Genomic DNA, 21,077 nt, shown 5'->3' on the forward strand with positions numbered 1-21,077 from the left:
GGGTAGGGCTACTCGTGTGAGCGCAGTAGCGGATCTTTTATGAAGGCGTCGCTCAATGTGTAAAAATCTTGGCCACCTCTGGTCTCGTATAAGACGAAATTCGCTCCCGGCGACCCTCTACCACTCGTCCGCCACGCGAATAAGCCAGTGGGGCAGGGATCACTTCCCAACTTAACACCTCTGGCGACATCGACAGCGTTTTGAACATATTGTCGATAGACGAGGAAACTTGTGTTGGTCGAGTCGTTGGCCATCTTCAGAACGTCGTCGATTACGATCTTTTGTCCCGTCTCGATGGACGGATAGCGCTCGAAGCCTTTTACCTGATTAGGGGCCTTGATCAATTCAGTGAGCGTTGTTGCCGCCTTGCTTGAGCCGAAATGCGCCGAGCCAAAGCGCAAGCGATTCGCCAACACCCAGCGCATCCATTGCATACTGGTCAATGTCTGATCCACGGAAACGAAACTACGCTGTCCCGGCGTGACATTCTCCACAATCAACATGCTGGCCAAGATATTCTCCTCCGTGCCCACGGGCGGGAGTTCAAGGCGGGGCTCGACGGTCGCGAAAATGTCTGAGACCGCCTTCTGGCCAGGTTGACTGGCTAAATAGGTGGACAGCGTGCTCCGCTCACTGGCACGGATGACGGATCGCGCGTCGAGCCTGAGTGTTTGCTCTCTATTGTGCGGGTTGGCGCTTACCACAACGACTTTCACGCAAGAGGACGAGGACTTGACGACTACGTGTCGGTGGTCTGAACCGAAGCCCGATACCTTGAAAGGAAATGCATTGCCTGCAACTAGCGTGAGATTGCGCGGCAAGGGAGCGCGGTTCATTCGTTGGAGTGTGGGAGTAGACATGGTGTTCGTGGTCAGATTGTCATGTGTTCAAGGGCATGATAATCGGCGGGTGCATATCCCAACTAGAACGCCTGTCTCAGATTTCACAGCTTTAGTCGGGAGAATCAACCATTTTTTGCTGATTTGATGAATGGTTACAGGGCAGACGTGCTGAAAGGAGGATAGTGGCGAATTAATTTATGGTTAAAAAGAGTTAACTCCGATTCATCTCGAATTGAGTTGATGTCGCGCTGACTGATCGCAGCATGTGGGGTGTCGCGCCCTGGAGCCAACTTTGTTGCTGCCGGAGACGAGTCTCCGCAACGAGCGAGTCGCTAGACGAAGTACTTTCCTGGATTCGTGCGCGGATGCTTCCGGTCTTAGAAAGACTGATGACGGAATGCGGGTTTGGATGAGAAGTTGAGGCAGACTAAAGTCTGAAGCGAGCTTCGTAATCGCGCATCGATTGATGCAGTCGGAGCGGCCTGCACTCCGCCCGGCCAAATTCGTCGGCACGCGTCGCCGGTTGACGACGCGCGCCCCCACTTAAAAGAACCCAAGCGCCTCCGCCTGATAGCTCACCAGCAGACACTTCGTCTGCTGATAGTTCGACAACGCCGTCTTGTGCGTTTCCCGTCCGATCCCCGACTGCTTGTATCCGCCGAATGCCGCATGCGCCGGATACAAGTGGTAGCAGTTGGTCCACACGCGTCCCGCCTCGATCTCACGTCCCATCCTGTATGCGCGGGTGCCGTCGCGGGTCCACACGCCGGCGCCCAGGCCATAGTACGTGTCGTTCGCGAGTTCGATCGCTTGCTGTTCGTCCTTGAACGTCATCACCGAGGCCACCGGCCCGAAAATCTCCTCCTGGAACACGCGCATATCGTTGTTGCCGAACAGCATGGTCGGCTTCACGTAGAAGCCCTCGCCGAGACCGGCGCCGGGCGTCGTGCGCTCGCCACCGACGAGGCACCGCGCCCCTTCGTCCCGGCCGATGTCGATATACGACAGGATCTTGTCGAGCTGTTGCTGCGACGCCTGCGCGCCGATCATCGTGTCGAGGTCCAGCGGGTGGCCGGCCTTGATGCGCTCCACGCGGGCGATCGCTTTCTCGATGAAGCGCTCATAGATCGACTCCTGAACCAGCACGCGCGACGGGCACGTACACACTTCGCCCTGATTCAGCGCGAACATCGCGAGACCTTCGAGCGCCTTGTCGAGGAACGCGTCATCGCGATCGAGCACGTCGGCGAAGAAGATGTTCGGGCTCTTGCCGCCGAGTTCGACCGTCGACGGAATCAGGTTCTCCGCCGCCGCATGCAGGATGCGCTTGCCGACCGGCGTCGAGCCCGTGAATGCGATCTTCGCGATGCGCTTGCTGGTGGCGAGCGCTTCGCCCGCTTCCTTGCCGAAGCCGCTGACGATATTGATGACCCCTGCCGGGAACAGGTCGCCGATCAGTTCGATCAGCACGAGGATCGAAGCGGGCGTCTGTTCGGCAGGTTTCATCACGACGCAGCAACCGGCCGCGAGCGCGGGCGCGAGCTTCCATGCGGCCATCAGCAGAGGGAAATTCCACGGGATGATCTGACCGACTACGCCAAGCGGCTCGTGAAAGTGATAGGCGACCGTGTTGTCGTCGATCTCCGAGATGCTGCCTTCCTGGGCCCGGATACAGCCCGCGAAATAGCGGAAATGATCGACGGCGAGCGGCAAGTCTGCGGCCATCGTTTCGCGGAGCGGCTTGCCGTTGTCGATCGTCTCCGCGACCGCGAGCAGCTTCAGATTCTTTTCCATGCGCTCGGCGACCGCGAGCAGCAAGTTCGCGCGCTCCGTGACTGACGTCTTCGCCCATTTGCGGCGCGCCGCGTGCGCGGCGTCGATGGCGAGATCGATGTCGGCGGCGTTCGAACGGGGCACGCGACAAAACGGTTGCCCGTTGATCGGCGATACGTTGTCGAAATAGTCGCCGCCGGCCGGCGGCACCCACTTGCCGCCGATGTAGTTTTCGTATCGCTGGCGATAGGGATACTCGATATCGATGCCGAGGGCTTTCAGGTCGAAGGGATTCATCACTTGTCTCCGTTTTGTGATGGTGATCGGGTGACTGCGCGGGACGACATCAGGCACGAACCGTACCAATGCGTCGACATACGAAATTTGCGGGGACGCCCCGGGGCTGCGCATGCAGAAGTGTTCCGTTTCGGAACAGTCATACGGGCAGCAGGTGTTCAAAAACGCCGCAGACCGGGCCGACGCTGACGCAGATCAATGGCGCTGGCGTGCGCGGATCGTCGCGGGCGGCGGGCGGGCTATCAAACGGAGTATCCTGTCGACACGCATCGAAGCGTCCGGCATGACCCGGATGCCCTCAGGAGGAGACAATGCGCGACGACGTACATCCGGTCAGCCTTACTGCGGCCAACCGCTCCAATGGCTGGCCCGCACCGGCCATTCAGAAAGCCCACGAACGCTCGGAGACATTCGGCCTTCGCGCATCGATCCGACCGGATTACGACATCCTCTCCGATACGGGCCTCGTGCTGAAGCGTGAACAGAACCAGACGCTGTGCGCGCATGCAATGCCCATCATGGAGACGCTGCGCGAGCAGATCGTCAACACGCAAAGCATGATTGTGTTGACCAACACCGAAGGCTTGATCCTGCATTCGATCGGCGATGACGACTTCCTGCATCGCGCCGAAAAAGTGGCGCTGCGGCCCGGCGCGAACTGGGCCGAGGATCGCCAGGGCACCAACGCGATCGGCACCTCGCTGGCCGAGGGCTGTGCGATGGTCGTGCATGGCGACCAGCACTATCTGGCGGCAAACCGCTTCCTGACCTGTTCGAGTGTGCCGATTCTCGATCCGTACGGCGATCTGATCGGCGTGCTCGACGTGACCGGCGATTACCGCAGCTATCACCAGCACACGATGGCACTGGCGAAGATGTCGGTGCAGATGATCGAAAATCATCTGTTCTCGACCGCGTTTCGCGACGTGCTGCAAGTGTCCTTTCATGGACGGCCGGAGTTCCTTGGCACGCTGATGGAAGGGATCATCGCGTTCACGCACGATGGCCGCTTTCTGTCCGCGAATCGGAGCGCGCAGTTTCAGTTCGGCTTGCCGCTCGCCGCGCTGCGCACGCATACGCTGTCGTCGCTGTTTCAGATCTCGTATGCGCAATTGATCGACCGGTTGACGCATGGCGTCGCGCCGCATTTGATGTTGAATCTGCACAACGGTGCGGTGGTATGCGCGCGTGCGCAGTTTCAGCGGACTTCATTCAGGCAGGGGCATGGGGCGGTCGATGTTGATGCTGCGGCCGCATCGCGACCGGCGCGAGCGAATGGGCCGCGCCCGGAGACGGGACTGTCGCGTCTCAGCGATCTCGACACTGGCGATGCTCGCGTGTCCGCGCTGATCGCGAAGCTTCGCAGGGTGCTCGGCAAGGACATTCCGATTCTGATCGCCGGCGAGACCGGCACCGGCAAGGAGTTGCTCGCGCAGGCGATTCACAACGATTCGCCGCGTCGCGACAGGCCGTTCGTCGCGGTCAACTGTGCGTCGATTCCCGAGTCGCTGATCGAATGCGAGCTGTTCGGTTATGAAGAGGGCGCGTTCACCGGCGCGCGGCGCAAAGGATCGATCGGCAAGCTGATGCAGGCGAATGGCGGCACGCTGTTTCTCGATGAGATCGGTGATATGCCGTATTCGTTGCAGGTGCGGCTGCTGCGCGTGTTGCAGGAGCGGCTTGTGACGCCGCTTGGGGCGACGAGAGCGCTTCCTGTTGATGTTTCCATTATCTGCGCGACACATCGAAACCTGCGCGAGATGATTGCGCAAAACCAGTTTCGTGAGGATCTTTACTATCGGATCAACGGGCTTGCGGTTCGGTTGCCGTCGTTGCGTGAGCGGAGCGATCTCGCGGTCGTGGTTGAGAAGATGTTGCAGCGGGAATCAGTCGAATGCGGGGGGCGGCGCTCGCTCAGTGTTGCGCCGGATGTGATGGCCGAGTTCGCGCGGCATGCGTGGCCAGGTAACTGCCGGCAACTGGCTAATCTGCTGCGCACTGCGGCGGCGATGGTGGAGGACGATAGAGAGATCCGGTGGGAGCATCTGCCGGATGATTTTCTGGATGATGTCCGTGGCGCGCGTTGCCGCAGTGGCGAGGCTGATCACGGGGAGGCCGCTGCATCGGCTGCGGACACGCTTGCTGCTGGCGATGCGTTGGTGCCCGACGGCGCACGGTTGCAGGATGTCACCGCATCGGCGGTCGCGATGACGGTAGCGCGCTATGGCGGCAACGTGTCGGCCGCGGCGCGTGCGCTTGGGGTGTCGCGGAACACTATTTATCGCAAGATGCCGGCGACGCAGTCGGGACGCCCGGGGGGTGATGATTGACGCGCGAGCTTTCTGCTTGCGGCCGAAACCTGCGCTGTCTTCGACGCATCCGCTCGGCGAATCAGTGACCACCGCACACTACCGGTGACTTTCCGATCGATTCGAACCCGGTGCGTATGTGGGAGCGTATCGGGGAGTTCATTGGCTAGCCCGTCCATGACCGCTGTCACAGCGGTCATGGACGGCCAAAAGAAAACAAAATTGTCAGCGGGTCTGCCCTTCGATCTGTTGTCGCAGACGCTTTTCCTGTTCCTGGAGTTCAGGCGTAAAGGCCTCGCCAAAGTCCGCGGGTTCAAAGAAAGGCCGAATCTCGATCTCTGAATCACTCACCATTGGATTCGGACAACGCTTCACCCATTCGATTGCTTCGTCCATCGATTGAACCTGCCAGAGCCAATACCCCGCGATCAATTCCTTGACCTCGGCAAATGGACCGTCAACGACGGTTCTGTCTTTCCCGGAAAACTTCACGCGTACGCCTGCGGAACTCGGTTTGAGCCCGTCGCCGCCTTGCATGATCCCTGCCTTCACGAGCTCCTCGTTGTATTTGCCCATCGCCGCGATGAGTTCCATGCCTGGCATTTGCCCGGCTTCGGATTCGGGGGTTGCCTTGATGATGACCATGACACGCATTCGGGTCTCTCCTTTGAAGACGATATTGTTCGGAGGCAAAGCCGCCTCCCGTGACTACGACGAATGATCGTGGGAGAAATCGACATGCGCAAGTCGAGTCTCCGCGACATGCAAGCGGGGTTGAATTATCCGAACAAGCGCGACCATAGCGTGCGTACGCGGCGCGCGCGGTCCTCGAACACGTACGACGCAAGGAGCGCAAACAGACCTGACATCACCCCCGTCGCAATGTGTTCGAGAGCATGAATGCGATACTGGCTAAAGTGAGAGTAGGCATCGCCGATTGCGGTCAGACAGCCGACGAGCAGTGCGTTGCCATAGCGATTCCCGTACCACTTCGCCGCTGGCGTGAAGGTGAGCAGCAGGGCCAGCAGACCGGTGAACAGGCCGGTTTTGAATGCGATCGCCCAGTGAGTCAGGCTCAGGACGTTGCCCCAGCTCCCGGGCATGCAGGTCATGCATGCGCTAGTTGGCTGCCAGAAACGCTGGATAAACAGTTTGAAGCGGCGTTTCAGTGCACTTCTCATGAAATACTCCACGATATCTCCCGCGCCCAGCCGCGGACGGTCGTCCGAGATGCGTTGCATGCTGAAGGCACGACCCAAAACATTCATTCATTCGTGGTGTCGACCAGGTGGCTGGCGAGGTAATCGATCAGCGCTCGCACCTTCGACGGAAGGAAGCGATTAGGCGGATACAGCAGCCAGACGGGACCCATATACGGGCGCGCCTCGAATTCCCAATCGACGAGAATCTGAACGAGACTGCCTCGCCGCAGTGCCTGCGCAGCGGCAAAGTCGGGCAAGCTCGCAATGCCCCAATCCTGCAACGCTGCATCAAGACGGGCCCCTGCATGATTCGCGATATAACGCCCCCTCACCTCAAGCGACTGAGTTTCTGTGCCGCGCCGGAAATGCCATCGATTGTCATCGACCGTTTCCCCCAGGTAAAGACATTCGTGGCGTGCGAGATCACGCGGCTCGACTGGCTCCCCGCGTGCGTCGAGATAAGCGGGCGACGCGCACAGCAGCCATTTCACGGTTCCGAGTCGCCGGGCAGCCAGGCCCAACGGAGGCGAACGGGTCAGTCGAATCACAATATCGACGTCCTCACGTAACGGATCGACTTCGCGGTCCTCGAACATCAGCTGCACGTCCACGTCCGGCCAGCTACGCAGAAACTCGGGGATCAGCGGATGAACGACGGATCGTGCGAATGCGATCGGTGCACTGACTCGGACCTTACCTGTCGGCTCGCCAACCCCTTGTCCGGCGATATCGACGGCCCCCGATGCCGCTCCGACCATGTCGCTGCAATACCGGTAGACCTGTGCGCCCGTATCGGTCACCCGGATGCTGCGCGTCGATCGCTCCAGCAATCGCGTGCCAAGCGCTTCTTCAAGGCGTTTGATCTGCCGGCTGACTGTCGACGGCGTGCTGCCTAGCCGTCGCGCGGCTACCGAGAAGTTGCCGGCATCGACCACGCGCGCAAAAGTCGCCATGTCAGGTAACAGCGCAAAAAGTTCAACGGGATTCATTGGCATACTCGCGACGACGGCCGCATCTGTGCGTTCTCGACATAACTGATGTGCGGCATGCACCGATTATGGTTCAGTTCGCAATACTCGACAATCAGGGTTCCTCGACCAGAAACGGAGAATCCATCGTGTCGCATCAAAAACGCTGGCTCTGGATATCGGACCTGATGCTGCTGGCAGTCGCGATGGTGTGGGGCACCAGCTACGGGGTCGTGAAAGGCGCCCTCGCGTTCTATCCCGTGTTGGGGCTGCTGGCACTGCGCTTTGGGTTGACGTTCTTTTTGTTGTTGCCTGCATTGCGTTCGCTCCGGTATGCCAAGGCGTCCGCGATAGTCGGTAGTTTGGGGACGGGCGGACTACTGCTAGGCATCTTTTTGTCGGAGACGTTCGGAATATCAATGACACGCGCGTCAAACGCGGCGTTTCTCATCAGCTTGTGTGTCGTGCTGACGCCAATCGTCGAATGGGGGCTGCTGCGAAGAAAGCCGTCGAGCGGCGAGTGGTTGGCCGTTGTCTTGTCGTTGGCGGGCGCCTCATTGGTGAGTGGTGGCGTGTTCATCCCGACGGCGGGCGACGCGCTGATTCTTCTGGCTGCACTGCTCCGTGCATTGATGGTGTGCGTGACCAAGCGTGTGATGCGCGACTCGGCGCTTGCGCCCTTGTCGGTGACGGCGGTTCAGGCAGGCACGGTCGCGCTCGGCAGTCTTGTCGCTGCTCTGGTGTGCGCGCCTCAACAATGGCGTCCGCTGCCGACGCTGGCCGGGCATGGCATGTTCTGGGTGAGCATCGGTTATCTGGTGCTCGCATGCACGCTGTTCGCCTTCTTCGCGCAAAATTTTGCCGTTAAACGCAGTAGCCCAACTCGCGTGGCGCTGTTGATGGGAAGCGAACCGGCGTTTGGCGCGCTGTTCGCGTACACATGGCTTGGGGAGCAGCTTTCGATATGGGGCTGGCTTGGAGGGGGGCTGATGGTATTTGCGTCTGTACTGGCGACAGTCCCCTGGCAAAGGAGCGTCAACCCCCCTGTCGATATGCATCCGGTGGTCTCTAACGACGCGTGACGGCGCACATCGTCCGCTATGGTTTAGCGTCACGCGAGACGAAAAGCGGCTGCCGACGATGTATACAGCCCCGTCGAGCGTCCCTTGGTGGCCGACCCATGCCTCATGCTGTTGGCAAAAGTCGGCCTGCATCTGTGATTCGATGTTACTTCGGCGAACCCGGTTTATTTATCAACCATCTTCGCCGGCACACTAATAGCAAGCAAACCGCCGAGCACCATAAAAGCCGCGAGCATATACATTCCCGAATCATTAGCTGCGGTAACCTGCTTCAACCACCCCACAGCGTAAGGACTCAGGAAACCCGCAAGATTCCCGATCGAATTAATCATCGCAATCCCGGCAGCGGCGCCGGTGCCCGCCAGAATCGCCGTAGGCAGACTCCAGAACAACGGCAACGTGGTCAGGATGCCCATCGTAGCCAGCGTCAACCCCGCCATGGCCAGCACGGTGTTATGCGTCCAAACGACGGAAAGCACGAGCCCGACAGCCCCAGCAAACGCCGGCACCGCAATATGCCACCGACGCTCCCGCGACCGATCCGCACTTCGCGCCACGAACACCATCGCCACGACGGCTGCGGCAAACGGCACCGCCGACAGCAGGCCGATCACGAACGCATCGGTGACGCCGGTGGATTTGATAATCGTCGGCAACCAGAAGCTCACCCCATAAAGCCCCATCACAAACGAGAAATAGGTGAGGCTCAACATCAACACTCGCCCACTAGTGAGCACTTGCCGAATCGGCATATCGTGCTTGGTCGCTTCTTCAGCCGATACTTGACTCTCAAGCAACTGCCGCTCTTCACGAGTGAGCCACTTCGCCTTCGAAATCCGATCATCGAGCATCACAAACACGATGATCCCGACGAGCACCGACGGCACCCCTTCGAGCAGAAACAGCCACTGCCACCCGTGCCACCCATTCACGCCGTTGAAGTTCTTCAGGATATAACCCGAAACAGGTCCACCAATCACCCCCGACAACGCAATCGCGGTCATAAACCAGGTCGTCATCCGCCCGCGCCGATGCGCCGGATACCAGTAGGTGAGGTACAAAATGATGCCAGGAAAGAACCCCGCCTCGGCCAGCCCGAGCAGAAAGCGCATCACATAAAACATCGTCGGCGTGGTGACGAGCATCGTCAGCATCGAGATCACGCCCCACGAAATCATGATCCGCGCGATCCACACGCGCGCGCCGACCTTGTGCAGGATCACGTTGCTCGGCACTTCGAAGATGAAATAGCCGAGAAAGAAAATCCCCGCGCCGAAGCCGTACACCGCGTCGCTCAAGCCGAGGTCGGTGCTCATTCCCAACTTGGCGAAGCCGACGTTCACGCGGTCCAGATACGCGACGATGTAGCAGAGCATCAGAAGCGGCGCGAGCCGCCACGAGACCTTGCGGTAGGTGGCTTCTTCGAACGTCGAACCCGGCGCGCCAGCGCCGGGATGGTGCAGCGGATCTGCAGGACTAGCCATGACTGTGTCTCCTCATTTTTATGGAATTGAAGTATCGCCGCCGATCGATTCTAGCCGCGCCGGCTCTTTTGCACGACGAATGCATATTGGGGGGAAACACTGACTGCGCACGCAACGCATGCGCAGCGCTTCGCTTACCGCTACACGCAGCGCCCCCCATCCACTTCGAGGCACACGCCGGTAATAAACTCCGCCTCATCCGAAGCCAGATACAGCGCGGCATTCGCAATGTCCTGCGGCGTCGAAAACCGCCCGAGCGGAATCCCCGCCAGAAACTTCTGCCGATTCTGCGGCGTATCCTCGACGCCCATGAATTCGGCCAGCAACGCGGTCTCACCGATCACCGGATTCACGCAGTTCACGCGAATCCGCTCCGGCCCGAGCTCGACCGCGAGCGACTTGCTCGCGATGATCACCGCGCCCTTGCTGCCGTTGTACCAGACGAGCCCCGGCCGCGGCCGCACGCCCGCCGTCGACGCGATATTGATGAAGCTGCCGCCGCCTTGCTCGCGAAAATACGGCACGAACTCCTGCACGCTCCAGTAGATGCTCTTCACGTTCACCGCATAGACGCGGTCGAACTCGGCCTCGGTCACTTCGAGCACCGGCTTGTTGCGATGCGTGGTGCCCGCGTTGTTGACAATGATCTGCACGCTGCCGAAGTCTTCGAGCGCGGCCTCGCGCAGCGTGCGCCAGTCGTCGCGTTGCGCGACGTTGCCGGGCACCGCGATCGCCTTGCCGCCCGCAATCGCGATCTCGCTCGCGACGCGTTCAGCGGCCGGTCCGTCGAGGTCGTTGACCACGACGTTCGCGCCTTCGCGCGCAAAGGTCTTCGCGATGCCTTCGCCGAAACCCGAACCGCCGCCCGTGACGATGGCCGTTTTACCTGTCAGCCGCATGATGTCTCCGTTGTTTGTGATGGATAGAGCGCTGCGTGTGCCGGATCCGCTAGCCGTGCCGGATCGCAATCGTCTTCAGCACCGTAAAGCCATACAGGGCCTCGAAGCCTTTCTCGCGACCATGCCCCGAATGCTTGACGCCGCCGAACGGCAACTCGACGCCGCCGCCCGCGCCATAGTTGTTGATGAACACCTGGCCCGAGCGCACGCGTCGCGCGAGCCGCATCTGGCGCGCGCCGTCGCGTGTCCAGATACCGGCGACGAGCCCGAACTGCGTGCCGTTCGCGAGCGCGAGCGCTTCGTCTTCGTCGCGGAACGACATCGCGGCGAGCACCGGACCGAATACTTCGTCGCGCGCGAGCCGGTGGCTCGCGGGCACGTCGCGCAGCAACGTCGGCGCCTGATAGAAGCCGCTTTCGGGCGCTTCGGGAACCACTTCGCCGTGCGCGGCCATCGCGATGCCGTCGTGCTGCGCATCGGACAGGAAGTCCCACACGCGCTGCTGTTGTTTCGCGCTGATCAGCGGCCCGCAGTCGAGATCGGCAGTCGATGGCCCGACGCGCAGCGCCTGGAATGCGTTGGTGAGCCTGTCGAGCAGCGGCTCGTAAATCGCCTGGTCGATCAGCACGCGGCTGCCCGCCGAACAGGTTTGCCCGGCGTTCTGCACGATCGCGGAGATCAGCACCGGCAGCGCGGCGTCGAGATCGGCGTCGGCGAACACGATTTGCGGCGACTTGCCGCCGAGTTCGAGCGTGACCGGCACATGGTTCTCGGCGGCCATCTGGGTGACGAGCTTGCCGGTTTCGGGCGATCCCGTGAACGAGATGTGATCGATGCCCGCATGACGCGCGAGCGCGGCGCCCGCTTCGTGTCCATAGCCGGTCACGATATTTAGCGCGCCAACCGGCAGGCCGGCTTCGGCGGCGAGTTCGGCGACACGCAGCACCGACAGGCACGCGTCCTCGGCCGGTTTGACGACGCACGCGTTGCCGGTTGCGAGCGCCGCGCCGACGCTGCGCCCGACAATCTGCATCGGATAGTTCCACGGCACGATGTGGCCGGTTACGCCGTGCGGTTCGCGAAGCGTCAGCACCGTGTAGCCGGACTGGTAGGGCAGGGTTTCGCCATGCAGCTTGTCGGCCGCGCCGGCGTAGTACTCGAAATAGCGGCTGAGGGCGGCGGCGTCGGCGCGCGCCTGCCTGAGCGGCTTGCCGGTGTCGCGCGCTTCGAGCTGCGCAAGGTCTTCCTGGCGCGCGGCCACCAGCAGCGACAGCCGGTACAGTACGCGGCCGCGCTCGGCGGCGCTCAGCGCGCCCCATGCGCCGTCGAACGCGCGGCGCGCCGCGTGCACGGCGGTGTCGATATCGGCCTCGGTGCCGCGCGCGATGCGCGTGAACGGCTGGCCGTCCGACGGATCGAGTACGGCGATCGATTCGCCGCCGGAAGCGGCGCACCACTCGCCGCCGATGAAATGCCGGGCTTCTTCCATGCATGCTCCTTGAAGATGGCGCGGCCGGCGTGCGGCGGCGCGGATTCGAAGGGGAAACACAAAACGATAGAGACGGGAAGCGTGAGTCGCCAGACGATTATCGCGCCGATCCAACCGCGGTTGCCATCTGCCGATTGGCTATAATGGCGCATTCCGCACGGTCCGGTGCGTGGCCCCGTCGTTCGTTGCAACAGGGTTTCAGGGTTCGGCGTTTGCGGTTCGCACACAGTTCGCACCGTATCCGCAGCCCGCGCGCCGTTCGCCGCCTTCCGATTTATTCCCCTTCAGAGAGCGCTCATGAGCTTCAATCACGTTCCCGCAGGCAAAGACCTTCCGCACGATTTCAACGTCATCATCGAAATCCCGGCGCAAAGCGATCCGGTGAAGTACGAAGCCGACAAGGACCTGGGCCTGCTCGTGGTCGACCGTTTCATCGGCACCGGCATGCGCTATCCGGCCAACTACGGCTTCATTCCGAAGACGCTGTCGGGCGACGGCGACCCGGTCGACGTGCTGGTGATCACGCCGTTCCCGCTGCTGGCAGGCTCGGTCGTGCGCGCCCGCGCGCTCGGCATGCTGCAGATGACCGATGAGTCGGGCGTCGACGCGAAGCTGATCGCCGTGCCGCACGACAAGATCTGCCCGATGACGGCGAACCTGAATTCGGTCGACGACGTGCCCGCGTACCTGAAGGACCAGATCAAGCACTTCTTCGAGCAGTACAAGGCGCTCGAAAAAGGCAAGTGGGTCAAGGTCGAAGGCTGGGCCGACGTTGATGCCGCCCACAAGGAAATCAGCGAAGGCGTGGCGAACTACAAGAACTAAGCCGCGCCGCGGTTCGTCCGCTCGCTGCATGCAGTACGAAAACCGCGCGAGTCCGCAAGGACCGCGCGGTTTTTTCATGCGATTTGTGCGGCGTTCGACTAGCGTGAAATGAGCGCCCACCATTTTCGTGTCGCACGCTTCGTGTTGCACATAATGCGCATAACCCGAATGCATCGCCACGATGAACGGAACGCATTTTTATATTTAGGTGTAAACCCTTATCATTCGCCGCACGACCTCGCGCGCGAACTCACTGCTCGATCCCCGCGGGTTTCCATCACTTCAAAAAAGCACTGTCCGGATGATGAACCGCAGCAAGTCCCACTCGACGTCGCCGCGCTGGTCGACCCGGCTGCACTCGGTCGTCACCGCGATCTACCGCAAGCGGCCGGTCTGGATGGTGTCGTTCGCGGCGAGCGAGGCGAGTCTGTCGGAGGGCCTGCGAGCGGCGTGCGCGTCGACCGCGATGCTGGCGCTCGGCAACCTGCTGCACGATCCGGTGTTCGCATGGGCCGCGATCGGCGCTTTCTGGACCTGCCTCGCCGATGCGGCTGGCTCGAACCGCGCGCGCTTCATGTCGATGATGAGCTTTGCGCTGCTGTCGACGCTGTGCGGCGGCGTCACCGCTTTCGCGTCCGCGTCGGGCAACGCGCTGGCAGCGCTCGCGGTGCTCGCGTTCGCGACGCTCGGCGCGTTCGGCCGCATCTGGGGAGCGGCCACCTCGCAGGTGACGATCCTCGCGGCGACCGCCTGCGTCGTGATGGTCGATCGGCCGATGCACGACGCGCGCGCGGGTGTCGCGTTTCTCGGCGTCTATCTGGTCGGCTGCCTGTTCGCGATCGTGCTGAGCCTGACCGTGTGGCGCATCCATCCGTTCGGCACGAGCCGCGCGTCGTTGCGCGCGGTGTATCTGCGCCTCGCCGATGTCGCCTTCGATAGCGCGCGTCTGGTCGGCGAACGTGCCGCGCCGCGCGAATGGGCCACGCATGCCGCGCGCTTTCGCGCCGATGCGCGCGCGTCGCTCGAACGTTCACGCGACGCGCTCGCGAGCGTGCCCGCCTCGAAAGCGGGCGGCGCTGCCGTCTATGACACGTTGCTTGGCTTGTTGACCGACGGCGAAGCGTTGTTCGCCTATCTGATCGCGGTGTCGGGCGCGGGCGAGAAAGTGCCCGACGATCGGCGCCGCACGCAACGCGCGGCGCGCTTGCTGAATGCGATCGGCGTAGTGCTCAGCGACATCGGCAGCGCGACCGGCGACGCGCGCTGGGAACGTCTCGCCGATCCGCAGGCGCGTCTGCGGCGCCTCGCGGATCGGCTCGAAAGCGCGTTGCCCGAACCGGTGAAGCTGTTATCCGGTTTCGAGCTCGTCGATTTCGCACCGCGTGAGGTGCACGTCGAGCCGTGGGGCGCGTGTGTCGCGCGTTACACCGCGCGCGCCTGGTCGACGCTGAAGGCGAACCTGTCGTGGCAGTCGGTCGGCTTGCGCCATGCGGCGCGTGTCGGCGTGACGACGACGGCGGGCTTCGTCGTGATTCGCGCGCTTGGTCTGCCATTCGGCTACTGGGCGACGATGGCGACGGTGCTGATCCTGCAGCCGTCGATTGCGGCGACGTGGCCGCGCAGCGTCGAGCGCGCGGCGGGCAGCATCGTCGGCGGCGTGCTTGCGGCGGCGATCGGCTATGCGATTCATTCGCCGCTCGGCATCTCGCTCGCCGTGTTCCCGCTCGTGATGGCGACGATGGCGCTGCGCCCCGTCAGCTACAGCCTGTTCGTGCTGTTCCTGACGCCGGCCTTCGTGCTGGTCGCCGACTTCGCGACGCCGGGCGCCAACGAGTTGGCGTTCGCGCTGACGCGGCTCGGCAACAACGTGCTCGGCTGCGTGCTCGCGCTGCTTGCGACGTTCCTTCTATGGCCGACGCGCGAGAAGCTCGACCTGCGCGTTTATCTCGGCGACGCGGTGCGCGCGAATCTCGCGTATCTGCGCGCGTCGCTCGAAGCGCCTCGGCACAGCGGCAAGGAGATCGAGCAGTTGCGCCGCGCCGCGGGTCTCGCCAGCAACAACGCGGAAGAAGCGATCGGCCGCGTGCGCCTCGAAAAGCTCGAGGACTCGATGGCCGATACGGTCACGCTGACGATGCTGAGTCTGCTGCGGCGAATGGCGGGCACCGCGACGCAGCTGCGCCTCACCGCGAACCGTCGCGACATGCATAACGAACTCGACGAATGGGTCGCGGCGATGAGTGCGGCGATCGAGGCCGCGTTGAACCGCACGTTACGGCCGGTCTGGCTCGAATTGCCCGCGCGCGAGCAGTTGACGTCGCTGGAGGCGGACGTGGTTGGCGAACTGGCGCGTGTGCATCGGCTGTTGACGGAGAGGATGCGGGAAGCGAGGGGATAGCCCGACTCAACTGGAACTATCGCCGTCTTCGGCGTCAGCATTTGCCGCCACCACCGGCAACACCGACTGCAGCGTGAACACCCCGGCGGCCAGCGCGCGCTTATCCGCCGCCGTGAGCCGCTTGACCCAATACTCGGCGCTCGACGCGCGCGACCGGTCCGCCAGCTCGAACGACGCCAGCAGCCGCACCGGCTTGCGCGAGCGCGTATAACGCGCGCCCGTGCCGCTCACGTGTTTGTCGAAGCGCGCGGCGACATCGGTCGCGATGCCGGTATAGACGCTGCCGTCCGAGCATTCGAGCAGATAGAGAAACCACGCCATGACCGCGCTTCTAGCCTTTGAACGGATTGTGTTCGCGCAGCTCGTCCACGTACGCGTGGATGCTGTTCTTTTCGTTATCGAGGAAATGACCGACCGCGTCGGCGAACGCCGGATGCGCGAGCCAATGCGCCGAGCGCGTGACCGTCGGCAGAAAGCCGCGCGCCATCTTGTGCTCGCCCTGCGCGCCGCCTTCGAATGCGCCGAGCTTTGCTTCGATGCAGAATTCGAGCGGCTGATAGTACGCGGTTTCGAAGTGCAGACACGGCACGTGTTCGAGCGCGCCCCAGTAGCGACCATACAAGGTGCCGCCGGTCTTGTCGTCGCGCTGATAGACGACGAGCGAGCTGGCGATCGGCTTGCCCTCGTATTCGGCGATCACGAGCAGCAGATTCTCAGGCATCGACGCGCCGATCATCCGGAAGAAATCGAGGTTCAGATACGGACTCGAGAAATGCTCGCGATAGGTTTGCCGATAGCACTTGCTGAAGAAGCGCCAGTCGGCATCCTTGATGTCTTCGCCGCGGATCCTTCGCATCGTGACGCCCGCGTCGCGCACCTTGCGACGTTCGGCGCGGATGTTCTTGCGCTTCTTCTGTTCGAGCGTCGACAGAAAGTCTTCGAAGTCGCGATAGCCGTCGTTGAGCCAGTGAAACTGCACGCCTTCGCGTTGCATCATGCCGATATCGGTGAGCGCGTCCGCTTCGCGTTGCGTCGGAAACAGCACATGCAGCGACGACACTTCGGCCTGCTCGGCGAACGCCATCAACGTGGCCGCGAGATGACGCAACGCGTGCTCATTCGTCGACAGCAGCCGGTTGCCCTGCACCGGCGTGAACGGCACCGCGCACAACAGCTTCGGGTAATAGGGCAGGCCGTTGCGCTTGTACGCGTCGGCCCAGGCCCAGTCGAACACATATGTGGCCGGGGGCATTTTGGGGTTTTTTTGAACGGGTAGGGCGAGGTAGTTTCGTGGCATTTATGTGTCAATTACCTTTCAAATCTCACCGTGGCTCGCGAAATTACATAACTTGCATCTGCCTTACTCATCTTGCCGTATGGCTGGCGATAGTCGCTTCGACCATCTTTCGGAGCTGCTTACGTTCCGACTTTCGCAAGAGACCCCAAGCAAGGACCAACTCTGCTAGGTCGTCGTCTTCACAATAGAAATAAGCAGTCGGCAACTGTAGCGCGTTTGCCAATTTCTGGGCCACGACAAAGGATGGTTCGTGCACGCCCGTTTCGTATCGGCTGATACGCGCACTTGCCGTATGTTCGTCGAGCCCAATCTGGACACCCAGTTTGTCTTGAGGAATATCCGCTTGCAGTCGCGCACCCCGAAGCCGCCGACCAAAGAGAGAGGCTGATTGCTGTCTTGTCATTCCACGAATATCGTAGGATTCGCTTGTCGAATCTCTACGTAATTCGTAGAATTGGAATCTGCCGTGGCATCTCGTTGACGTATAGGGAAAATCGATAGTACGTCAAGGTCCCCCATCGGACTGACCGTGCCCCGGTAACTACGAAGCCTGTTAGTTATCTGGCGCGCGCAGACGTGCGCATGCAGGAGACGAACTGTTAACTAGGACAAACGTCGATGCTGTCGGGACGACCGTCTCGGCCTTCCTAGGCCAGCTTTGCATGATGGAAGGATGGCACCGCAAAGCAGCCGTGCTGGCGCCAGCAAAGTGGCGCGCGCAACAATCAAGGATATTTTGATGCCGATTCAGCCCATTCCTCTCGTCGCGGTCGAGCCTGATGTCTCCGTGCCGCGCTTGAAAATCTTCGAACCCGATGACGGTTTTACGCCTCTTGTCGGTTCCGACGCCTTGTGCGCCGGAGCCGTTGTTTGTATCTGAGCGTGCGGGCATGCACGAGCCCTGTCATCATTTTTGGCCAGTCCGATGTTATTTACTGACTCCAGTTGGGAAGAGCCACATCCCATAAAGAAGAGGCTCATGCAGCCACTTCTTCCGTGGCGCTGCGTTGGATGGTCGGACCTCACGCTAAATTTCTTTGTCGTTGCCTCATCTGGCGGTGCTGACTGCGCGAGCCCGGACGGTTGGGTGGTGGACGGTGCCGAGGCGCTGATTGAACTGGTATTGCATCTTGGCGATGTAACCTTTTCGGTTCACCTGTTGGCTCGCAGTGACGCTGACGCTTCCGTCACGCTCTGTCGAGTAAGTGGGCTGTGGCAGGAGGTTCAAGCCAAAGGTTCGGACGTCGTGCACTACTGGTATTCGACCACCGACGGAGAGACAAGACGGTGTTCGCCTGTCGCATCCGGTAGGCGCGTTGAGAGGCCACGGTTGATAAACGTATTGAGCTTCGAGAACGGGTGAGTAAGCGAGATTCGAAATCTACGGCCGGCACCTGAGCAAGCACATCTCGGAAGGACGTGGCCTGTCGTCAAAAGTGGGCGTGGAGGTCGCCTCAGTCCTGCGCCCACAGGTAATGAAGTAGCAACACATAGGGATGGATATGCCGCGGTCCGGAAGTAATACGAGCACTCACGTGCGACATGTCATGCGCAATGCCGCCGTTGCGGCGATGCTGTCGGACCCAACAGGCGCTGAAGCAAGTCTTTTCCTGTCGGATGCGGAAGTCGGGCGCCTTTTCAAAGCACACCTCATCCAGGTCATTGGCACCGCTACGTTGGCGAACTTGGACCTATGCTCGACTCTTGAGGAAGACGAGAAGCGAGGCCGCCTGACCAACCGCCGAGCTTCGGAATTCCCGGGTTTGACTAACGTCTCTGCGGCCAACATAGAGCGGTACTCCCTTGTTCTACAAGGAAGGCTGCTACCTGCAGAGGACTTTTGCAAAGCCGCAGGCATCACCGAGCAGAAACTAAGCGAAGAAGTTGCGTCGTGCAGAGTGTTCACTGTGGAATTCGAGTCCAACCAGTATTACCCAATTTTTGCCTTATCGAGTCTAGTCGACCGCAGGGATTTCGCGAAGGTCGTACGGCGCTTGGGTGACTCAACCGGTTGGAGCAAATGGAAATTCTTCACGACGCCATCAGAGTCGCTTGGAGGGCTCACGCCACTGAAGCTTCTGATGCGCGAGGAAGTGGAGCGAGCACTAGCTGCAGCCGCAGATCTCAAAGCGCTAAGTGCGACGTTTTTTAGTATCACAAGAACGACACCGGTCTCCAACTAACACCTACCGCCATGAATCCAATCACAACCAATGGAGTACCGCGGCCCTCTCGTCAAAAACGAGAAGCTCTTTCGCCTGAAGAAGCACGGCTGGCACTGATAGACCACGCGATTCATCGTGCAGTTGTCGCTGCCCTCCTAGGTGACCCTATAGGCTGGAACGCACTTCTCGAGCTCCCCGCTGAGGAGCTCGGGCGTATGTTTAAGAATCAGCTGTGGAGAGTCATCGGCGTGTCTACGATACTCAACCTAGACCTCCCCGCGTTGCATCAAGAGGGCGAGGATTTACGCAAGCGCATTCGTCGGCAATCGAAACTGCGTACACACGAGGATGCGATACAGAGTGAGTCGGCAAATGCCGAGCGCCACGCTCTCGTGGACCATGGAAAGTTGCTACATATGGAAGACTACATTGGAGCGGCAGGTGTCACAGAGAAGAAACTGAGCAAATCCCTCGCTTCAGGGAAAGTCTTTAGCGTTGAGCTCGAAGGAGAGGCGTACATCCCTGGATTTTTTCTCTCCCCCATGATTCATCACAACGACTTCGCGAAGGTCTTACGTAGCTTGGGCGATACATCCGGTTGGAGCAGATGGGATTTTTTCACAACTCCGACAGAGGCTCTTGGTGGCGCCACGCCGCTCCAATTTCTCGCGATAAAAAAGGTCAAGCCTGTGCTGAAAGCCGCTGAAGAATTTACGAAGCGCTGAGCACAGCTCCTTTCGAGGCCGTGGAAGAAATTCTGGAATTCGTTCTCCGAAACTTACCGCTACTGCATCGGCTCCAAAATGTTGAGCCGGTAGTTGAGGAAGCCGCGACCTTTGCAGAGCAATACGCGCGGCTGCTTACGTAGGCACGAAACCGCAGTTTCTTACGTCTGCTCGCCATGAAAGAACTCCTGACCTTCGCGCTCAATAACCCCGCACTTCTGGTCGTGCCGGCAGTCGGGTTCGTACTCAGCCTGTTCGTGGTGCGCATCAAAAGGAGATACGTGAACGAAGCGATTTTGTTCAGGCGCAAGCCTGCTACGGAGCGCGACAACTGCGCATCAAAATCAGCGGAACAAGACATGAACGCGGATAACGATATTGACCTTGAGATTGCACTTCGCAAGCTTCACGAATTGGGCTTGGCGGACGGGGACTTAGGATATGCCTACTGGTATGAGGTCGGACAGCTACTAAAACGAGCGGCCGGCATGCAAGCACAAATTGACGCACTCAGCAAGGAACTGGAGCAGTTGTGCGCCACGCGGCCGATATCAACGCCGAAGAGCACGCAGGAGGCGGGTGGCGTGTCTGCGATGCAGATTACTTGCCTTTATCCACCGCTCTTGCTGTATTCGGTGAACAACTCAACGCTGCTTCCCTCAACGACATCACGAAAGCTCAGGCCCGGATGGTTGAGGGTCTTCCTGGTTCGGAGCGGGCGACGCGACAGGTTAAAGAGCTGGCCTGAAGGCTTTTCATCGCCAGGCTTGCCGCCGTCGAATGACGTCGCACCGTAGTGAGGCTTTCGGCCCGGACGAGAAGTGTCGTGCGTCATACTCACGCGCGAGCTGGTCCTTCAGAAGGAAATGGCGGGCGCTCAACCAGAACCGGTTCACTCACAAAACGACGCGCTATTCAATTGCTACGCCGACGTCGTGCGTCGCAAATCAAAACGCCCCCCGGGATTTTGGTCGCGAGGGGCGCTATCACGTCAGAACACTTTCGCTTACAGTGCGGCGTCCTTCAGCTTCTTCAGCGGCCGCACTTTCAGACGCATTGAAGCAGGTTTCGCGGCGAACCACTTGTCTTCACCCGTGAACGGGTCCTTGCCGAAGCGCTTCTTCGTGGCGGGCACGCCCTGAGCCACAACCTTCAGCAGACCGGGCAGTGTGAACTCCTTCGCGCCCTTCTTGTGGACCGATGTCAATCAAGTCGAACGAGTGTGCAAGTCATCGAGCGTCTGATTGATGCCCGGTGGTTTGCTGCAACGCACCTACCGCATCGCGACCATCATGCTAGGATTTCTGCGTACAACGCAGGCG

Annotated in this window: 18 protein-coding genes and 2 pseudogenes; 8 read left to right on the forward strand and 12 right to left on the reverse strand. The window is 60.8% G+C overall.

Features of this window, described 5'->3' with window-relative positions; translation table 11 throughout:
- Positions 1-8 precede the first annotated feature (8 nt).
- Both OKW43_RS18010 and exaC read right to left on the reverse strand, forming a co-directional pair.
- Positions 9-860 carry a hypothetical protein gene (locus OKW43_RS18010; RefSeq protein ID WP_429448815.1) on the reverse strand — a complete coding sequence of 284 codons (852 nt, stop codon included), beginning with the start codon at positions 858-860 and terminating at the stop codon, positions 9-11.
- A 525-nt stretch (positions 861-1,385) separates the two neighbouring features.
- Complete coding sequence (gene exaC / locus OKW43_RS18015; protein WP_429448817.1) at positions 1,386-2,912, reverse strand: acetaldehyde dehydrogenase ExaC; 1,527 nt, start codon at positions 2,910-2,912, stop codon at positions 1,386-1,388.
- Between the two features lie 311 nt (positions 2,913-3,223).
- On the opposite strand from exaC, the gene OKW43_RS18020 reads away from it, so the two are divergent.
- Positions 3,224-5,242, forward strand: coding sequence for a sigma-54-dependent Fis family transcriptional regulator (locus tag OKW43_RS18020; RefSeq protein WP_429448819.1), 2,019 nt, complete (start codon positions 3,224-3,226; stop codon positions 5,240-5,242).
- Between the two features lie 204 nt (positions 5,243-5,446).
- On the opposite strand, the gene OKW43_RS18025 is transcribed toward OKW43_RS18020, so the two are convergent.
- The 3 genes from OKW43_RS18025 to OKW43_RS18035 form a co-directional block, all read right to left on the reverse strand.
- Positions 5,447-5,875: a YciI family protein gene (locus OKW43_RS18025; RefSeq protein WP_187635144.1), complete on the reverse strand. Its 429-nt coding sequence runs from the start codon at positions 5,873-5,875 to the stop codon at positions 5,447-5,449.
- Positions 5,876-6,000: 125 nt separating this feature from the next.
- On the reverse strand, positions 6,001-6,402 hold the full coding sequence (locus OKW43_RS18030; RefSeq protein ID WP_429448822.1) for a hypothetical protein: 402 nt from the start codon (positions 6,400-6,402) through the stop codon (positions 6,001-6,003).
- Between the two features lie 83 nt (positions 6,403-6,485).
- The gene (locus OKW43_RS18035; protein WP_429448824.1) at positions 6,486-7,412 is read right to left on the reverse strand and encodes a LysR family transcriptional regulator; all 927 of its coding nucleotides are present in this window, start codon (positions 7,410-7,412) and stop codon (positions 6,486-6,488) included.
- Positions 7,413-7,540: 128 nt separating this feature from the next.
- Between OKW43_RS18035 and OKW43_RS18040 the strand changes: the two genes are divergently transcribed.
- Positions 7,541-8,473 carry a DMT family transporter gene (locus OKW43_RS18040; protein WP_187635159.1) on the forward strand — a complete coding sequence of 311 codons (933 nt, stop codon included), beginning with the start codon at positions 7,541-7,543 and terminating at the stop codon, positions 8,471-8,473.
- Positions 8,474-8,637: 164 nt separating this feature from the next.
- On the opposite strand, the gene OKW43_RS18045 is transcribed toward OKW43_RS18040, so the two are convergent.
- From OKW43_RS18045 to OKW43_RS18055, 3 genes are all read right to left on the reverse strand, one after another.
- Positions 8,638-9,957 (reverse strand): MFS transporter, encoded by a 1,320-nt coding sequence (locus OKW43_RS18045; RefSeq protein ID WP_187635141.1) that lies wholly within the window; start codon positions 9,955-9,957, stop codon positions 8,638-8,640.
- A gap of 140 nt (positions 9,958-10,097) precedes the next feature.
- Positions 10,098-10,856, reverse strand: a complete 759-nt coding sequence (locus tag OKW43_RS18050; protein WP_187635140.1) for an SDR family oxidoreductase — start codon at positions 10,854-10,856, stop codon at positions 10,098-10,100.
- Between the two features lie 49 nt (positions 10,857-10,905).
- Positions 10,906-12,345 carry an aldehyde dehydrogenase family protein gene (locus OKW43_RS18055; protein ID WP_429448827.1) on the reverse strand — a complete coding sequence of 480 codons (1,440 nt, stop codon included), beginning with the start codon at positions 12,343-12,345 and terminating at the stop codon, positions 10,906-10,908.
- A gap of 297 nt (positions 12,346-12,642) precedes the next feature.
- On the opposite strand from OKW43_RS18055, the gene ppa reads away from it, so the two are divergent.
- On the forward strand, positions 12,643-13,170 hold the full coding sequence (ppa, locus tag OKW43_RS18060) for an inorganic diphosphatase (RefSeq protein WP_187635138.1): 528 nt from the start codon (positions 12,643-12,645) through the stop codon (positions 13,168-13,170).
- A 301-nt stretch (positions 13,171-13,471) separates the two neighbouring features.
- Entirely contained in the window at positions 13,472-15,568 is a 2,097-nt protein-coding gene (locus OKW43_RS18065) for an FUSC family protein (protein WP_187635137.1), read from the forward strand.
- A 6-nt stretch (positions 15,569-15,574) separates the two neighbouring features.
- Here OKW43_RS18065 and OKW43_RS18070 read toward each other — a convergent pair whose 3' ends face one another.
- The 3 genes and pseudogenes from OKW43_RS18070 to OKW43_RS18080 form a co-directional block, all read right to left on the reverse strand.
- Entirely contained in the window at positions 15,575-15,889 is a 315-nt protein-coding gene (locus OKW43_RS18070; protein ID WP_429448830.1) for a GIY-YIG nuclease family protein, read from the reverse strand.
- Between the two features lie 10 nt (positions 15,890-15,899).
- Positions 15,900-16,805: pseudogene (locus tag OKW43_RS18075) on the reverse strand (GNAT family N-acetyltransferase); the annotation flags it as partial.
- A gap of 127 nt (positions 16,806-16,932) precedes the next feature.
- Positions 16,933-17,268: a helix-turn-helix domain-containing protein gene (locus OKW43_RS18080; protein ID WP_429448832.1), complete on the reverse strand. Its 336-nt coding sequence runs from the start codon at positions 17,266-17,268 to the stop codon at positions 16,933-16,935.
- A gap of 270 nt (positions 17,269-17,538) precedes the next feature.
- Here OKW43_RS18080 and OKW43_RS18085 point away from each other — a divergent pair, with 270 nt between their 5' ends.
- From OKW43_RS18085 to OKW43_RS18100, 4 genes are all read left to right on the forward strand, one after another.
- Positions 17,539-17,745 (forward strand): hypothetical protein, encoded by a 207-nt coding sequence (locus OKW43_RS18085; RefSeq protein ID WP_429448834.1) that lies wholly within the window; start codon positions 17,539-17,541, stop codon positions 17,743-17,745.
- 667 nt (positions 17,746-18,412) lie between these two features.
- Complete coding sequence (locus OKW43_RS18090; protein WP_429448836.1) at positions 18,413-19,048, forward strand: hypothetical protein; 636 nt, start codon at positions 18,413-18,415, stop codon at positions 19,046-19,048.
- A gap of 197 nt (positions 19,049-19,245) precedes the next feature.
- Positions 19,246-19,755 carry a hypothetical protein gene (locus OKW43_RS18095; protein WP_429448838.1) on the forward strand — a complete coding sequence of 170 codons (510 nt, stop codon included), beginning with the start codon at positions 19,246-19,248 and terminating at the stop codon, positions 19,753-19,755.
- A gap of 176 nt (positions 19,756-19,931) precedes the next feature.
- Positions 19,932-20,552 (forward strand): hypothetical protein, encoded by a 621-nt coding sequence (locus OKW43_RS18100; RefSeq protein WP_429448840.1) that lies wholly within the window; start codon positions 19,932-19,934, stop codon positions 20,550-20,552.
- A 209-nt stretch (positions 20,553-20,761) separates the two neighbouring features.
- On the opposite strand, the pseudogene OKW43_RS18105 reads toward OKW43_RS18100, so the two are convergent.
- Positions 20,762-20,962 (reverse strand): annotated as a pseudogene (locus OKW43_RS18105) (HU family DNA-binding protein); the annotation flags it as partial.
- Positions 20,963-21,077: the final 115 nt, after the last annotated feature.

It is taken from the genome of Paraburkholderia sp. WC7.3g, from assembly GCF_050436345.1.
In the GTDB taxonomy this organism is placed as follows: domain Bacteria; phylum Pseudomonadota; class Gammaproteobacteria; order Burkholderiales; family Burkholderiaceae; genus Paraburkholderia; species Paraburkholderia podalyriae.

What these genes read in the sequence shown, in the direction of transcription:
- OKW43_RS18070 (WP_429448830.1), bottom strand. Translation starts at nt 15,889, where the DNA reads ATGGCGTGGTTTCTCTATCTGCTCGAATGCTCGGACGGCAGCGTCTAT.
- OKW43_RS18030 (WP_429448822.1), bottom strand. Translation starts at nt 6,402, where the DNA reads ATGAGAAGTGCACTGAAACGCCGCTTCAAACTGTTTATCCAGCGTTTC.
- OKW43_RS18100 (WP_429448840.1), top strand. Translation starts at nt 19,932, where the DNA reads ATGAAAGAACTCCTGACCTTCGCGCTCAATAACCCCGCACTTCTGGTC.
- OKW43_RS18090 (WP_429448836.1), top strand. Translation starts at nt 18,413, where the DNA reads ATGCGCAATGCCGCCGTTGCGGCGATGCTGTCGGACCCAACAGGCGCT.
- OKW43_RS18025 (WP_187635144.1), bottom strand. Translation starts at nt 5,875, where the DNA reads ATGCGTGTCATGGTCATCATCAAGGCAACCCCCGAATCCGAAGCCGGG.
- OKW43_RS18065 (WP_187635137.1), top strand. Translation starts at nt 13,472, where the DNA reads ATGATGAACCGCAGCAAGTCCCACTCGACGTCGCCGCGCTGGTCGACC.
- OKW43_RS18050 (WP_187635140.1), bottom strand. Translation starts at nt 10,856, where the DNA reads ATGCGGCTGACAGGTAAAACGGCCATCGTCACGGGCGGCGGTTCGGGT.
- ppa (WP_187635138.1), top strand. Translation starts at nt 12,643, where the DNA reads ATGAGCTTCAATCACGTTCCCGCAGGCAAAGACCTTCCGCACGATTTC.
- OKW43_RS18055 (WP_429448827.1), bottom strand. Translation starts at nt 12,345, where the DNA reads ATGGAAGAAGCCCGGCATTTCATCGGCGGCGAGTGGTGCGCCGCTTCC.
- OKW43_RS18095 (WP_429448838.1), top strand. Translation starts at nt 19,246, where the DNA reads ATGTTTAAGAATCAGCTGTGGAGAGTCATCGGCGTGTCTACGATACTC.
- OKW43_RS18045 (WP_187635141.1), bottom strand. Translation starts at nt 9,957, where the DNA reads ATGGCTAGTCCTGCAGATCCGCTGCACCATCCCGGCGCTGGCGCGCCG.
- exaC (WP_429448817.1), bottom strand. Translation starts at nt 2,912, where the DNA reads ATGAATCCCTTCGACCTGAAAGCCCTCGGCATCGATATCGAGTATCCC.
- OKW43_RS18035 (WP_429448824.1), bottom strand. Translation starts at nt 7,412, where the DNA reads ATGAATCCCGTTGAACTTTTTGCGCTGTTACCTGACATGGCGACTTTT.
- OKW43_RS18080 (WP_429448832.1), bottom strand. Translation starts at nt 17,268, where the DNA reads ATGACAAGACAGCAATCAGCCTCTCTCTTTGGTCGGCGGCTTCGGGGT.
- OKW43_RS18085 (WP_429448834.1), top strand. Translation starts at nt 17,539, where the DNA reads ATGGCACCGCAAAGCAGCCGTGCTGGCGCCAGCAAAGTGGCGCGCGCA.
- OKW43_RS18010 (WP_429448815.1), bottom strand. Translation starts at nt 860, where the DNA reads ATGTCTACTCCCACACTCCAACGAATGAACCGCGCTCCCTTGCCGCGC.
- OKW43_RS18020 (WP_429448819.1), top strand. Translation starts at nt 3,224, where the DNA reads ATGCGCGACGACGTACATCCGGTCAGCCTTACTGCGGCCAACCGCTCC.